Source organism: Klebsiella sp. CTHL.F3a (assembly GCF_019890895.1).
In the GTDB taxonomy this organism is placed as follows: Bacteria; Pseudomonadota; Gammaproteobacteria; order Enterobacterales; family Enterobacteriaceae; genus Klebsiella; species Klebsiella grimontii.
On record NZ_CP082360.1, the window covers coordinates 1286723 to 1301199 of the forward strand.

The 14477-nt window shown below is 55.8% G+C and carries 17 protein-coding genes and 1 pseudogene; 3 read left to right on the forward strand and 15 right to left on the reverse strand.

All coding sequences use genetic code 11. The features are described from left to right. Positions 1-8 precede the first annotated feature (8 nt). From ygaH to K7H21_RS06225, 10 genes are all read right to left on the reverse strand, one after another. Positions 9-344 (reverse strand): L-valine transporter subunit YgaH, encoded by a 336-nt coding sequence (gene ygaH, locus K7H21_RS06180; RefSeq protein WP_004123982.1) that lies wholly within the window; start codon positions 342-344, stop codon positions 9-11. Then, the gene (locus K7H21_RS06185; protein ID WP_049123156.1) at positions 334-1080 is read right to left on the reverse strand and encodes an AzlC family ABC transporter permease; all 747 of its coding nucleotides are present in this window, start codon (positions 1078-1080) and stop codon (positions 334-336) included. Before K7H21_RS06185 ends, ygaH begins: the two co-directional genes overlap by 11 nt. Positions 1081-1321: 241 nt before the next feature. Beyond that, a complete protein-coding gene (proX, locus tag K7H21_RS06190; RefSeq protein ID WP_014226500.1) occupies positions 1322-2317 on the reverse strand; it encodes a glycine betaine/L-proline ABC transporter substrate-binding protein ProX in 996 nt (331 codons plus the stop codon). A 62-nt stretch (positions 2318-2379) separates the two neighbouring features. Beyond that, positions 2380-3444: a glycine betaine/L-proline ABC transporter permease ProW gene (gene proW, locus K7H21_RS06195; protein ID WP_004123967.1), complete on the reverse strand. Its 1065-nt coding sequence runs from the start codon at positions 3442-3444 to the stop codon at positions 2380-2382. Then, positions 3437-4639: a glycine betaine/L-proline ABC transporter ATP-binding protein ProV gene (proV, locus tag K7H21_RS06200; protein WP_004123964.1), complete on the reverse strand. Its 1203-nt coding sequence runs from the start codon at positions 4637-4639 to the stop codon at positions 3437-3439. Before proV ends, proW begins: the two co-directional genes overlap by 8 nt. A gap of 345 nt (positions 4640-4984) precedes the next feature. After that, positions 4985-5947, reverse strand: coding sequence for a class 1b ribonucleoside-diphosphate reductase subunit beta (gene nrdF / locus K7H21_RS06205; RefSeq protein WP_004123962.1), 963 nt, complete (start codon positions 5945-5947; stop codon positions 4985-4987). Positions 5948-5957: 10 nt separating this feature from the next. Continuing rightward, positions 5958-8102 carry a class 1b ribonucleoside-diphosphate reductase subunit alpha gene (gene nrdE / locus K7H21_RS06210; protein WP_223035654.1) on the reverse strand — a complete coding sequence of 715 codons (2145 nt, stop codon included), beginning with the start codon at positions 8100-8102 and terminating at the stop codon, positions 5958-5960. After that, a complete protein-coding gene (gene nrdI / locus K7H21_RS06215) occupies positions 8075-8485 on the reverse strand; it encodes a class Ib ribonucleoside-diphosphate reductase assembly flavoprotein NrdI (RefSeq protein ID WP_004123956.1) in 411 nt (136 codons plus the stop codon). The genes nrdE and nrdI overlap by 28 nt, the downstream gene beginning before the upstream one ends. Further along, positions 8482-8727 (reverse strand): glutaredoxin-like protein NrdH, encoded by a 246-nt coding sequence (gene nrdH, locus K7H21_RS06220; RefSeq protein ID WP_004123953.1) that lies wholly within the window; start codon positions 8725-8727, stop codon positions 8482-8484. The genes nrdI and nrdH overlap by 4 nt, the downstream gene beginning before the upstream one ends. A 183-nt stretch (positions 8728-8910) precedes the next feature. Continuing rightward, a complete protein-coding gene (locus K7H21_RS06225; RefSeq protein WP_004123949.1) occupies positions 8911-9342 on the reverse strand; it encodes a carboxymuconolactone decarboxylase family protein in 432 nt (143 codons plus the stop codon). A gap of 87 nt (positions 9343-9429) precedes the next feature. On the opposite strand from K7H21_RS06225, the gene pdxR reads away from it, so the two are divergent. Next, complete coding sequence (gene pdxR, locus K7H21_RS06230) at positions 9430-10788, forward strand: MocR-like pyridoxine biosynthesis transcription factor PdxR (RefSeq protein WP_223035881.1); 1359 nt, start codon at positions 9430-9432, stop codon at positions 10786-10788. Between the two features lie 63 nt (positions 10789-10851). On the opposite strand, the gene K7H21_RS06235 is transcribed toward pdxR, so the two are convergent. Beyond that, positions 10852-11178, reverse strand: a complete 327-nt coding sequence (locus K7H21_RS06235; RefSeq protein ID WP_004123945.1) for a DUF883 family protein — start codon at positions 11176-11178, stop codon at positions 10852-10854. A gap of 149 nt (positions 11179-11327) precedes the next feature. Between K7H21_RS06235 and K7H21_RS06240 the strand changes: the two genes are divergently transcribed. Further along, positions 11328-11678, forward strand: a complete 351-nt coding sequence (locus K7H21_RS06240) for a DUF2002 family protein (RefSeq protein WP_004123942.1) — start codon at positions 11328-11330, stop codon at positions 11676-11678. 41 nt (positions 11679-11719) lie between these two features. Here the strand turns inward: K7H21_RS06240 and alaE are convergent. Further along, positions 11720-12170 (reverse strand): annotated as a pseudogene (gene alaE, locus K7H21_RS06245) (L-alanine exporter AlaE). A gap of 704 nt (positions 12171-12874) precedes the next feature. On the opposite strand from alaE, the gene stpA reads away from it, so the two are divergent. Beyond that, positions 12875-13276: a DNA-binding protein StpA gene (gene stpA / locus K7H21_RS06250; RefSeq protein ID WP_004123936.1), complete on the forward strand. Its 402-nt coding sequence runs from the start codon at positions 12875-12877 to the stop codon at positions 13274-13276. A gap of 46 nt (positions 13277-13322) precedes the next feature. Here stpA and K7H21_RS06255 read toward each other — a convergent pair whose 3' ends face one another. The 3 genes from K7H21_RS06255 to K7H21_RS06265 form a co-directional block, all read right to left on the reverse strand. After that, the gene (locus K7H21_RS06255; protein WP_004123934.1) at positions 13323-13502 is read right to left on the reverse strand and encodes a YodC family protein; all 180 of its coding nucleotides are present in this window, start codon (positions 13500-13502) and stop codon (positions 13323-13325) included. 91 nt (positions 13503-13593) lie between these two features. Further along, the gene (locus tag K7H21_RS06260; protein ID WP_049114730.1) at positions 13594-14115 is read right to left on the reverse strand and encodes a rhodanese family protein; all 522 of its coding nucleotides are present in this window, start codon (positions 14113-14115) and stop codon (positions 13594-13596) included. 9 nt (positions 14116-14124) lie between these two features. Next, the gene (locus tag K7H21_RS06265) at positions 14125-14424 is read right to left on the reverse strand and encodes an ArsR/SmtB family transcription factor (protein WP_049114729.1); all 300 of its coding nucleotides are present in this window, start codon (positions 14422-14424) and stop codon (positions 14125-14127) included. Positions 14425-14477: the final 53 nt, after the last annotated feature.

The following is a 14477-nucleotide window of genomic DNA, read 5'->3' on the forward strand; positions in this document are numbered from 1 at the left end:
CTTTAGGCTTATAGCCACAGGCCGATTTTCCAGACAACACCGTAGGTTAGAGCGCTTAACAGCGTAGGCAAAATAATGCTGCGCGTTCTCCAGAAGGTCAGGCCAAGTACGGCGAAGCCAGCCAACGTAGGCAGCAGGCGGCGGGCATCGTGGAGAATTTCCGGCACGCTGGAGACCACCAGCAGCGCGCAAATAGAGGCGATGCCGATGGTATCGAGCAGCACGCCGATCGGACCGCGACGCGTCGGACGCGCGTTAGCGGCACGCAGGCGCAACGGCAGATAGCGAAACAGATAGTTTACGCAGCCGACCACAACGCCGATCGTCAGGACATCACTGTTCATCGGGCATCCCCTGTATGCTGGCCTGTACCAGAGCGGTCAGGCAGCCGCAGACAATCCCGGCCAGAATGGCGGCGGGTATGGAAAACAGAATCATTCCCCCCAGCGCCCCTGCCAGCGCGGCGGTCACGCTAAGCGACTGCTTGCGCTGGAAAGAAGCCAGTAAAAAACTCATAAACAGCGCGGGAAGCATAAAACCCAGCGCCGCCTCCACCGCCGGAAAGTCGGTCAGCAGGCCGCTACCTGAATACGCGCCGATCAGCGTGCCGAAGACCCACGACGCCCATGACAGAAAAGCGATACCGATCATCCAGCTTTCGCTCCAGCGTCGACCGTCGCGTACCAGTTTAGCGGTGGCGGCGGCAAAGACCTCATCGGTCAGGCCGAACGCCCAGATCGCGGTTTTTTTGTCGCTCAGCGCGCGCTGGATGCGGCTGCGCAAGGAAGGGCCGTAGAGCACGTGACGAACGTCCATCGCCATGACGGTGAGCGCGGCGACCCACAGCGAGCTTCCCGCCGCCAGCATTGCGACGATCACGAACTGGCTGGCGCCCGCGTAAATAATGCAGGAGAAGAACAGGCTTTCCAGGGGAGTGAAACCGAGCTTCGTAGCGTTGAGGCCGAAGGCGAAGGCCACGGGAATATAGCTAATGACGATCGGCAGGCTGTCTTTCAGGCCTTCAGCCAGCGTGGCCGCGTCAGCGGGAGGAGAGTGCGTCAATGCGTCAGGATTTTCCATAGGAATTGCTTATTAATCACTCACGTGAAAATCACATGATTAAACAGGTAGATTTACCTTAGCAGAGAGCCGTGCGGCTTAACAGCCGCTAACAGGCCGACGCTTAAAGTTATGCACTTTTTTTGCATATAAAACCATCGAGCGGGAAGGGCGGGGCGATGATAGCGAAGGTTGAGTCTGTACGTTCTGATGGCCCGGAAAGGCGGGAGCCTTTCCGGGGAAACGCGATAAAAGCGGGAGATTATTTCTGCGCGGCCAGCGCTTCGTTTACCCAGCCGTCAAACTGCTGCTGGTGGGCTTTGATCCAGCCGTCGACGTGGCCCTGAATATCCGCTTCCGAACCATGCCCCTCGTGCATCATGGCATTCTCGGCGTTGATATCGGCAATCGGCAGCTTCATGATGCTAAACAGCTTCGCCGCCGCTGGGTTTTTCTCGGCCCAGGCTTTGTTGGCGACGATATGCATGGTGCTGACCGGGAAGCCGTAGTTGGCGCCATTAGAGAGCTTCGTGTCGATATTTTTTTGCACGCCCGGCAGGGAGGAGAACGGTACCTGCAGCCAGACGACGTCTTTACCCGGTTTCAGCACATCGCTGACCCAGTAAGGCGTCCAGGTGTAGTAGATGACCGGCTTGCCCTCTTTATAACGGGCAATGGTGTCGGCCATCATGGCGGCATAGTTCCCCTGATTGTGGGTGACGGTGTTATTCAGACCATAGGCATCAAGCTGATGGTTAATCACCGCTTCACAGCCCCAGCCAGGCGTACAGCCGGTCAGGTCGGCTTTGCCGTCGCCGTTGGTGTCGAATAGTTTGGCGATTTTCGGATCTTTTAGCTGATCGATAGATTTGATGTGGTACTGCTCGGCGGTTTTCTTATCAATCAGATAGCCCTGCGCCGCGCCGTTCACAAACACGCCTTCGCGGTAGAACTTTTTATCGCCGCCGGCGGCAGCGTACATATCGTCGTGCAGCGGCTGCCAGTTGACGGCGGTAAAGGTGGCGTCGCCGGAAGCGAGCGAGGTATAGCCGACGTTGTAATCCACTTCGCTCGGCTTATCGACGGTATAACCGAGTTTCTCCAGCGCGCGGCTGACCAGCAGGGTCTGGAAGGTCTCTTCCGAAATGGTGCTCTGAATTGGCTTAACGGTAATGCCTTTGCCAGGCAGATCCGCCGCGAAGGCGGTGGTGGAAATGAGGGCGGTTAACGCTGTGGCAAGGATCGCTGTATGTCGCATCGTTGTTCCTTTTACTTATCAGAAGGGAAGTCTATCCCCCCGGCTCCCGGGGGGATGGGCTCTTATTTACAGAAAGGGCGAGTAATCAGCCCCAGAGGGCCGGTTGCATACCAGCGGCGGTTGCCGCGGCTGCGCGAGTCCCGTCCTACGGCCTGAGTCAGACGGTCAAGAATAATGGCGAGGATAACAATCCCGACGCCGCCAACGGTGGCCAGGCCCATATCAAGGCGACCGATGCCGCGCAGTACCATCTGGCCGAGACCGCCAACGGCAATCATCGAGGCGATGACCACCATCGACAGGGCCAGCATCAGCGTCTGGTTGACCCCGGCCATAATCGTCGGCATGGCCAGCGGTAGCTGAACCTTAAACAGCAGCTGACGCGGGCTGGCGCCGAAGGAGCGCGACGCCTCAATCAGATCCGCCGGCACCTGGTTAATCCCCAGAATGGTCAGGCGGACAATCGGCGGCAGAGCGAAGATAATGGTGACCACCACGCCCGGAACGTTGCCGATACCGAACAGCATCACAATGGGCACCAGGTAGACAAACGCCGGCGTGGTCTGCATCGCGTCGAGCAGCGGACGGATGATTTTCGCCGCCCGCGGGCTCCTCGCCAGCCATATCCCAAGCGGCAGGCCGATCAGCATACAAAACAGCAGCGCGGTCAGCACCAGCGCCAGGGTTACCATCGCCTGCGACCAGGCGCCGATAGCACCGATAGCGATCAGCGAAATCAGCGTCGCCGCGCCCATGCCGATGCTGGAAATCTGCCAGGCAATCAGCGAGAAAATAATAATCGCCACCGGCGCCGGCATACCCAGCAGCAGCTGCTGGAAGGCGCTCAGGATGTAATCCACCGGTACGCGAATCCCCTGGAATAGCGGACGGAAATGCATCACCACCCAGTCGATACCGTGCGTGACCCAGCTGTCGAGCGGGATCAGCGTGTTATGGAACGGGTCCATAATATTGAAGTGTTCCGGCTGCGGCGCGGGCGCGCTGCTCAGCCAGTCGGCGCCGCCGCCGTTGGTCGGCGCTGGCGTAGAGGTGCCCCAGGCATCGGCGGATTGCGCTGCGCTATCCGCCGCCGGTGCGGTGTCCCACGGGTTAGATTGATCAGCCATTGTTTGCCCCCTCGCGATCTAAAGCCTGCAGCAGCATTCGTTTGGAAATGATGCCGATATACTGGTGCCCCTCGTCGACAACCGGCACCGCGCACGGTGCATGGCCGACGTGAGAGAGGAGTTCGCTGAGCGGCGTTTGCGCATCCACCGCCTGCGGGGAGTCGATTAACGCCGCATCGATTCCCTGGCCTTCGCTCAGCGCGGCTTTGAGAGAATCAATGGAGACAATGCCAACAAATTTATTCCCGCGTTCAATGACGTAGCCATATTCGCGGTCTTCATCCTGCAATAATTTCAGCGCGGAGCGCGGGCCGAAACCGGGCGTTTTACGAATCAGACCCACCGGGCTGCGGCGGGCAATATCTTTGGCGCTGAATACCTGGCTAATATCGACGCCGCGGAAGAAGGTTCTGACATAATCATTGGCCGGATTATTGAGTATTTCATCCGGCGTGCCGACCTGAACCACTTCACCATTTTGCATAATGGCAATACGATCGCCAATACGCATGGCTTCATCAAGATCGTGGGAAATAAAGACCACGGTACGCTGATGTCTGGCCTGTAATTTAGTTAGCTCATCCTGCATCTCGGTACGAATTAATGGGTCGAGCGCCGAGAAGGCTTCATCCATTAACAGAATATCGGGATTAATCGCCAGCGCGCGGGCGAGACCAACGCGCTGGCGCATACCGCCGGAGAGTTCGTCCGGGTATGCATGAGCATAGTTTTCCAGGCCGACCTGACGCAGCGCCTCCAGCGCTTTTTCCTGGCGTTCCTGAGTCGGCACGCCGGCCAGCTCCATACCGAAACCGGCGTTGTCGAGCACGGTCATATGCGGCATAAGCGCAAAGGATTGAAAAACCATTGCAATCTTTTTTCTGCGCACCTCGCGGAGCTCGGCGTCAGAGATTTTAGCGATATCGACGCCGTCGATCAGGACCTGGCCGCGGGTGGGTTCAATCAGGCGATTGAGAAGGCGAACCATGGTGGATTTCCCCGATCCGGAGAGCCCCATGATGACGAATATCTCGCCTTCTTCAATGGTCAGACTGGCGTTCTTTACGCCAAGCGATAGCCCCGTCTTTTCCAGTATTTGTTCTTTCGATAGTCCTTTATCGATATATTTGAAAGCCCTCTGCGGGTGCTCGCCAAATATCTTATAGAGATTCTTGATTTCTAATTTAATTGCCATGCAATAGAGTGTTTCCTGTTATTTATTAATATCGATACGGTACCCGATGGTGATAATTGCTTTTTTACACCCTAACATACTGAGAATCTGTGACAACTCTTTATGTGGAGCTGCCAGGGAAATGCGCAGGGGAGAATTCCGGTTCATCCCCCGTGATATAAGGGCTGAGCCTGAATGACCTGTGGTTGATATTTTTTAGTTATGTTGCCTTAATTCAGGCAGAAATCGCGGACATACTGTTGAATATGACACGGTGATGACCGAAAGATATTGAGTGAGGCGAAAACAAATAATGTGAAATAAATCACCAGGAAATATGCTGATATATTCCTGGTGAAAGTAGGGCTAAAAGTCCCAATCGCCGTCGACGGTTTCTTCCGCTTTTCCCATCACATACGATGAACCTGAACCGGAAAAGAAGTCGTGGTTTTCGTCGGCATTCGGCGAGAGCGCGGCGAGGATCGCCGGATTGACGGCGGCCATTTCCGCCGGGAACAGCGCATCGTAGCCGAGGTTCATCAGCGCCTTATTGGCGTTGTAGCAGAGAAAGGCGTTGACCTCCTCAATCCAGCCGCTATCGGCGTACAGTTCGCGGGTGTAGGCCAGTTCGTTGTCATACAGATCCATCAACAGGTCGAGGGCGAAGTTTTTCATCTCCTCGCGCTTCTCGGCGCTGACTATTTCCAGCCCTTTCTGGAATTTGTAGCCAATGTAATAACCGTGTACTGCTTCATCGCGGATGATCAGACGAATCAGATCGGCGGTGTTGGTCATTTTCCCCCGGCTGGAGAAGTACATCGGCAGCCAGAAGCCGGAATAGAAAAGGAAGGATTCGAGAAAGACGCTGGCGATTTTTTTCTTCAGCGGTTCATCTGCCTGATAGTACTCCAGTATCAGCTGCGCTTTGCGCTGCAGCGGCGCGTTTTGTTCGCTCCAGGCATAGGCGGCATCGACGTCTTTGCTCTGGCAGAGCGTCGAGAAAATGGAACTGTAGGAGCGGGCGTGCACCGCCTCCATAAAGCTGACGTTCGACAGCACCGCTTCCTCATGCGGGGTGAGGGCGTCGGCCATCAGCGCCGGGGCGCCGACGGTATTCTGGATGGTATCGAGCAGCGTCAGCCCGGTGAAGACGCGAATCGTCAGCTGCTGCTCCGCCGGAGTGAGGGTTTGCCAGGCGGGGATATCGTTGGACAGTGGCACCTTCTCCGGCAGCCAGAAGTTGCTGGTCAGCCGATTCCAGACCTCCAGATCCTTATCGTCTTCAATCTTGTTCCAGTTGATGGCGCTGATGCGCGATAAATGGGTCATCCTGTTCTCCTTACAGCGCGCAGGACACGCAGCCTTCGATTTCGGTACCTTCCAGCGCCAACTGGCGCAGACGGATGTAATACAGCGTTTTGATGCCTTTCTTCCACGCGTAGATTTGCGCTTTATTGATATCGCGCGTGGTGGCGGTATCGGGGAAGAACAGGGTCAGCGACAGCCCCTGATCGACATGGCGCGTCGCCTCGGCGTAGGTGTCGATGATCTTCTGCGGTCCGATTTCGTAAGCATCCTGATACAGCGCCAGGTTGTCGTTGGTCATAAACGGCGCCGGATAGTAAACGCGCCCGGTTTTCCCTTCTTTGCGGATCTCAATCTTCGACACGATCGGGTGGATGCTGGAGGTCGCGTGATTGATGTAGGAAATCGAGCCCGTCGGCGGCACCGCCTGCAGGTTGCGGTTATAAATGCCGTAGCGCATCACGTCATCGCGCAGCTGCCGCCACATATCGCGGTCGGGCAGGGCAATACCGGCACGGGCGAATAGCGCGCGGACTTTCGCCGTTTTCGGCTGCCAGTCGCCTTCCAGGTAGGGGCGGAAATAGTCGCCGCTGGCGTACCGCGACTGCTCGAATCCGGCAAAACGCGTGCCTTTTTCCCGTGCTATCAGCATCGAGGTGCGCAGCGCGTGCCAGGTGATGGTATAGAAATAGAAATTGGTGAAATCCAGTCCCGCTTCGCTACCGTAGGCAATACCTTCGCGTGCCAGATAGCCGTGCAGATTCATCTGCCCAAGGCCGATGGCGTGCGAAGCGGCATTGCCCGCCGCCACCGACGGTACTGAACGGATATCGCTCATTTCGGACACCGCGGTCAGACCGCGCACCGCGACCTCGACCGTGCGGGCGAAATCAGGAGAGTCCATGGTGTGGGCGATATTCAGCGAGCCGAGGTTGCAGGAGATATCCTGGCCGATGCTGGCGTAATCCAGGTTTTCGTCAAAGGTAGAAGGCGCGTTGACCTGCAGGATCTCCGAGCACAGGTTGCTCATATTGATGCGCCCGGCAATCGGGTTCGCACGATTCACCGTGTCTTCAAACATGATGTACGGATAGCCGGACTCAAACTGAATTTCCGCCAGCCGCTGGAACAGATCGCGGGCGCGGATCCAGCGCTTGCTGACCCGCTCGTCGGCCACCAGTTGCGCATACATTTCGCTCACCGCGATATCGCCGAACGGTTTACCGTACAGACGCTCAACGTCGTAAGGGGAGAACAGCGCCATCTGCGCATCTTCTTTCGCTAGCTGAAAGGTGATATCCGGAATCACCACCCCGAGCGAGAGCGTTTTGATGCGGATTTTTTCATCGGCGTTTTCGCGTTTAGTATCCAGGAAACGCAGGATATCGGGATGATGGGCGTGCAGATAGACCGCGCCGGCCCCCTGGCGCGCGCCAAGCTGGTTGGCGTAGGAGAAGGCGTCTTCCAGCATTTTCATCACCGGCACCACGCCGGAGGACTGATTCTCGATGCGCTTGATTGGCGCACCGGCTTCGCGAAGAGTGGAGAGCAGAAACGCCACGCCGCCGCCGCGCTTAGATAGTTGCAGCGCCGAGTTCACCGCCCGGCCAATGGATTCCATATTGTCTTCGATGCGCAGCAGAAAGCAGGAGACCAGTTCGCCGCGCTGCTGTTTACCGGCGTTGAGGAACGTCGGGGTGGCGGGCTGAAAGCGCCCGGAGAGGATCTCATCGGTCAGCTGATGGGCCAGCGTCTCGTTACCCTGCGCCAGGGTCAGGGCCACCATGCAGGTACGATCGGCAAAGTCTTCAAGGTAGCGCTTACCATCGAAGGTTTTTAGCGCGTAGCTGGTATAGAACTTCCACGCGCCGAGAAACGTCTGGAAGCGAAAGCCGTAGCTGTGAGCGTGCGCGAACAGCGCAAGAATAAACGAGCGAGGGTAGCGGGTCAGCACCCTGGCATCGTAATAGCCTTCGGCGACCAGCCACGTCAGCTTGTCGTCCTGAGTGGTAAAGGGCACGGTCTTCGGCTCAACGTGGCTGGTCATAAACGCCGCCACCGCCTGATGGTCTTTGTCAAACGGGATGCGGCCGTTGCTGTCGTAAAGATTCAGCATCGCGTTGAGAGCGTGGAAATCCGGCGCCTCGGTGGTTATATGTTCTGCGGTTGTCGTTGCCAAAATTCGCTTACTCCTTTACGCACGTTGTCGACATCTTGCGGGGTGCCCATTAGCTCAAAGCGATAGAGATACGGTACGCCGCATTTCTGCTTGATGACGTCGCCAGCCCGGCCATAGGCCTCGCCAAAATTGCGGTTGCCCGCGGCGATGACGCCGCGAATGAGCTGGCGGTTGTGCGGATCGTTGAGGAAACGGATAGCCTGTCGGGGAACCGCGCCCGCCGTGCCGCCGCCGCCATAGCTGGGGACGATGAGAATGTAGGGTTCGTCTACCTGGATGCGCTCGCGCTCGTTAAGCGGAATACGCACGGCGGGCAGTCCCAGACGCTGGACGAACCGGTGCGTATTTTCGGAACTGCTGGAGAAGTAGACGATCAGGCTCATACGCTGGCCGTTGTAACTGTCGGGCGTAGGCGGTTGATCATATCGGGACGAAAGCCGGACCAGCGGGTCTCTCCGGCAATCACCACTGGCAGCTGACGGAAACCCTGCTCGCGCAGCATATCGACGGCTTCAGGATGGTGGTCGATGTTGATCATGTCGAATTCAAACCCGCCGGTTTCCATGGCCCGTTTAGTGGCATGGCACTGTACGCAGTCGTTTTTAGTGTAAATAGTAATGCGCATGATTCGTATTTCCATTTAAGATAGCGGTACGGCGCTCAAACAGACGTCGCTTGCTATGGGTTATCGATGAAGGAAATACTAGATGTAGTTATTTAAAAGTTCAACAGCGCAATATATATGGTTTTTGTAAAGGTTAGCCCCCGCAAAAGGATCCTGCGGGGGGCGGGACTTTGTGACGTGAAATTACAGGCGCATGCTCACCGCCAGGCGGTTAAAGGCGTTCATCAGGCTGATGGCGAAGGTTAGATCGCTAATCTGGCGGGCGCTAAAATGGTCCAGCAGCGGCAGATAAACATCGTCTTCCGCATGGCTTTCGGCGATATAGGTGACCGATTCCGCCCACCCCAGCGCCGCGCGTTCGGCATCGCTGAAATGGGCGCTCACCCGCCAGCCTGCCAGCGCGTCCAGCTTATTCTGCGCCACGCCGGATTTACGCAGGGCTTTGCTGTGCATCTCCAGGCAGAAGGCGCAGCCGTTGATTTGCGACACCCGCAAATACACCAGCTCTATCAGCGCGCCATCCAGCTCGCTTTTTTCCAGCGCAATTTTGGCCTGAACCAGGGCGTTATAAACTTCCGGGCTCAGTTCATTGTACGGCTGACGTAGTGTGTTCATTTTACTCTCCTCATTAAGACGCGAGGAAAATAGCACTATAATGGACTGCATAAGATAGCCATATTGTGATGAAAAAAGCAGACCATGATGGACGGTAAAAAAATTCCGCACTACCAGCGCATTGCCCGACAGCTTAAGCAGGCGATTGAGGGCGGCGAGCTGGCTCCCGGCAGCAGACTGCCTGCGAGTCGGGTATATGCTCAGGAGCTTGGCGTGTCGCGGGAGACCATTGAGAACGCCTGGGGGGATCTGGTCGCGCAGGGGTGGCTGGAGCGGCGCGGACAGGCGGGGACCTTTGTCAGCGAGCGGCTTATTCCGCAGCAAAACGCGCTCGTTCAGACTGTCGCGGGCGATGAGCCCGCGGCGGCGCTGCCGTTTCAGCTGGGGTTGCCCGCGCTGGATCTGTTTCCACGCGGCCTGTGGGCGCGCGTAATGGGGCGTCGTCTGCGTACGCAAACGCGTTTTGACCTTGCGCCAGGCGATCCCTGCGGTGAACTGACGCTTCGCCGGGCGATCGTCGATTATTTGCGCCTGTCGCGCAGCATTGAGTGTCGGCCTGAGCAGGTCTTGATCACCGGTAGCTACGCGGCCTCGATGCGCCTTATTTTGCGCACGCTGGCGCGGCCTGGCCAGCAAATGTGGATGGAAGATCCGGGGTTTCCGCTGATCCGGCCGGTCGTGAACGACGAGGGGGTGGCGATCAGCCCCGTTTCGGTCGACGGAGACGGGATGGATATTGCCTGGGCGCAGCGGCATTACCCGAATGCCCATTTCGCACTGCTGACCCCGGCTCATCAGAGCCCGCTTGGCGTGGCGCTCTCGCTGTCCAGGCGCAGACAGCTCCTGTTATGGGCGGCGCAGAATAACGCGTGGATTGTCGAAGATGATTACGATAGCGAATTCCGCTATCACGGTAAGCCGCTACCGCCGCTGAAAAGCCTCGACGCCCCGCAGCGGGTTATCTATGCCGGGACGTTCAGTAAGTCTTTGTTTCCGGCATTACGCGCCGCCTGGCTGGTGGTGCCTGCGCAACTGGTGGCGCAGTTTCGTGAACAGGCCGCGCTAATGAGCTGTAGCGCACCGACGCTGTGGCAGCAGACGCTGGCGGATTTTATTCGCGAAGGCCACTTCTGGCGCCATCTGAAGAAAATGCGTGCCGGCTATGCGCAGCGCCGCCTGTGGCTTGAGTCGGCGCTGCGCGCGCAGGGCTTTACCGTGGTGCCTCAAGCGGGCGGGATCCAGATGGTGGTCAGGGTGGCCGGTGACGATCGCCTACTGGCGCAGCTCGCCAGGCAGGCCGGTCTGGCCGTCCAGGCGCTAAGCGACTGGCGAATGGAGAGTCGAGGAGAAGGGGGGCTGATAATGAGCTTCACCAACCTGACGTCGGCAGAAGTGGCGAATCAGGCTGTGCGTATGCTGGATGCCGCGCTTTACGCGAAGAGATAACAAAAACCCCTGCAGTGCAGGGGTAGACGCGTATTTGTTATCTTCATGGGTCTGGCAGCTTAATTATCGACGTAGATTCAGTAATACGCCAATAAATACCCCAACGGCTGCTGCGGCGCCGACGCTTTGCCACGGTTTGTCGCGCACGTAGCTGTCAGCGCAGCCCATGGCGTCGCATGCCGCCTGCTGGACGCGGTTGTTGCCGTTAAGCCGGGCGCGGGTCTCTTTGAGCAGCGCCTGCGCTTTTTTGCGCGCGGCCTCCGCTTCATCTTTGGCGTCGCTGCCCCACGATTTCAGCACCTCTTCCAGCGTATCCGCTAATTGGCTGACATCGTTATGGATATCTTCAGCGCTCTCTTCTACGTTGTTGCGGTTTGCTCGGTTGGCCATTGGTTTCTCCCTTAATTCCATTGAGACTATAAGTGTAGGACAAGATTTTGAATTATGCTGTAAATAGCCCTTTATGGAATATTCCGAAAGCGTTGACTTTAATGAATAAGGTAAGGTTAACGTGCGGTAAAAGATAATGAGGAATGAGTATGTATTTAAGACCCGATGAGGTGGCGCGTGTTCTTGAAAAAGCCGGCTTCACCATGGATGTTGTGACGCAAAAAGCGTACGGCTATCGCCGTGGCGATAATTATGTTTATGTGAACCGTGAAGCTCGTATGGGGCGTACCGCGTTAATTATTCATCCGGCTTTAAAAGAGCGCAGCACAACGCTTGCGGAGCCCGCGTCGGATATCAAAACCTGCGATCATTATGAGCAGTTCCCGCTCTATTTAGCGGGTGATGCTCAACAGCATTATGGTATTCCACACGGGTTCAGTTCGCGAATGGCGCTTGAGCGTTTTCTGAGTGGCCTGTTTGGCGAAACGCAGTATAGCTGACAAAAAGCGGCTGGCGGAACCAGTCGCTTTTTTGTATCAACTCAGGCTTTGGCCTGCAGGTAGGGGGCTGACGCGGAACAGGCGACGGCAGTAGTCGAGGAAATAACCGTACGCTGCGCCCATCATCATTGATACCACGATATTGGAACTTACCGCCGCGGCGATCTGATGCCAGTCGGCGCCAACAACCAGCAGAATCGCCACGTATACCGGTGACTGGAACGTCACATAGGCCACTACATCGGCAATATTCTTCATCCAGCCGGACGCGCTGATGCGGCGCGCCTGGCGCATCGCGAAATCGCGATAAAAGCCGTAAGGCACGGCAATAATAATGTTCACCGGAATCGCCACCAGTCGCGAAGATAACGACTGCTGGAAGGTCATTCCGGAGAGAAAAATTTCGATCATCATGTTCACAACGGTGCAGTAAACCACCATCGCAAAGGTGTCTGCTACCGCATGACGCAAGCGGGACTGCGCAGAGAACATCGGTGTGCTCCTCGAAAATGAAGTCGATAATGCCAAAAGACCGGCCGTTAATCAGCGTTTTTGGGTGCCTGTTTTGATGTGCGTAGATTATATCTCTGCATTAAAAGAGGCAACTAGCTATAAATTTTTATTTAAAGGCTTTTGGTCGATAAAATACTCTGCTTCAGGCTGTTTTTTGTTCGTTACGCTACTTTTGTTCCTGGTGTTTATTTTTTTAATATTTTTCAAAGAGATAGTTTATTATTGCGCCGTGGGGATCGGCGGGAGGCAGGGCGGAAGAGGACGATTGCGCGACAGAATCGCGTCGCGGTGGGCAGTGCATCACTTTTGGCATTTTTTACTCTTCAAAAAGCAAATTGTCAGCATGATATGCTGATTTAATTGCTGGGTGAGCATTCAGATTTTTTGCATGACTATTCCGCCAACGACAGTGCCGCCTTGTGATGGCCTGGCCGGGGTATACGGATAACTTGCTGAGCATGCAGGTAATAAGCTAAAGGCATTGGCTGGTTGATATTTCTCTTTTTGACCGGGTTTATTCACTGTGGGAAATTTCGCTTTTATCGATTTGTTTATCTTATTTATTGTCAAATATAGCTGATGGTATATCCGCAATTAGTGAAAGGCTGGAAATAAATAATTGTATCAATTAAACTAGCGTCGTAATCTTTGTTTCATTTGCTATTTGGGAATTTTTGAATTATATGTCATTACTATTAGAGAAGCTGAATAATATACGTTCACTCCGCGCCATGTCCCGTGAATTCTCCATTGACGTGCTTGAAGATATGCTGGCAAAGCTAAGGACCGTCACTGAAGAAAAACGTGCTGAAGAGCAGGCTGCTCAGGCACAGCGGGCAGAACATCAGGAAAAACTAAATACCTGGCTGGAGTTAATGATTGCTGATGGTATTACCCCTGAACAATTAGTGGGCCACAATAGCGCTTCCTCGAAAGGGAATAAAAAGCGCCAGCCGCGTCCGCCTAAATATCGTTTTACCGATCATACCGGCGCCGAGAAAACCTGGACCGGACAGGGACGTATGCCGAAGCCGCTTGCGAAAGCGATGGCTGAGGGAAAATCCCTTGATAGTTTCCTAATCTAATCGTTAAAACGGTGGGGAGACCCACCGTTATTGTTACCCGGCTTGATCAGCACACGCCAAAATCGCCGTCTTCTTTATATGCCGTCACATCGGCAGCCTTCAGCGTATATTTCTCGCCCTGCTCGTTGCTTGCCTGAACGGCAATAATGCGATCGTCCTCGACTTCAACGACTTTAAGTTTTGGCCCACCCGCGCGCGGTTGTACCAGGTCACCGACTGAAAACATACTGCTTCTCCTGTGTGCTGATAAATCTTTCGCTGACAATAACCATAGCTCAGCAAAAGCGTTACCAACAACTGACCAAAAGAGGTAGAGGCTAGCGACGGTTCCAGGGCATCAAAGCCAAAAGACGCGCCATACCGCAAAAACCGGTGATCCCGGCGAAGGTTAATCCGGCGCCGACGAAGGCGCTAAGCAGAAAAAAGCCGCTATTAAAAGCGTAACCTAAAGCGACGCCAAGCAAGATCAGAACCCCGGCGGCGATCTGGACCTGGCGCATCAGCGGTAGCGGCTGAGATTTATCCTCTTTCACCGGCAGACCCGCCGCTTTCCACGCCTGAATTCCGCCAGCCAGTAGTTTTGCCTGCGCCGGTGCGGCGGCCTGCGCCAGACGGGAGGCATTATTCTGGGTGCGCGATCCCGCCTGACAGTGAAAAACGATCGTTTCTTCAGGGTTGGCGCGCAGCGCCGAGCCATTTGTCAGGGTTGCCAGCGGCATGAGTTCCGCTCCGGGAATATGCTCGCGGGCGTATTCATCGGCATCGCGGATATCGATCAGCCGCGCGCCGCGGCCGATGAGGTCCCGGGCTTCGGCGGGAGAAAGAGTGGCAATAGTCATAAACGCTCCTTAAGGGCAATAGATTGACTTCAGCGCGGCGACGATGTGCTGAACCGCTGGCCGGGTAATGAAGTAGTGAATGCGCTGCGCCTGGCGTTCGCAGCCGATCAGGCCTTCATCGCGCATCCGCGCCAGATGCTGGGAGGTAGCGGAGGGGCTCAGTCCGGTGATGCGCGCCAGTTCGCCGGCGCTGGTGCCCGGCGCATCGCATAGCATGCACAGAATCAATAGCCTGCTGGGATGGCTCATGGCTTTCAGCAGCGCGGCGGCTTCGCCGGCGCTGGCCTGTAGCTGTTCGGGTGTATTCATTTATTTTAGTCTTTTCTAAATTTAGTAAAGTCTAAAATAAAAAAGCGTCTAAC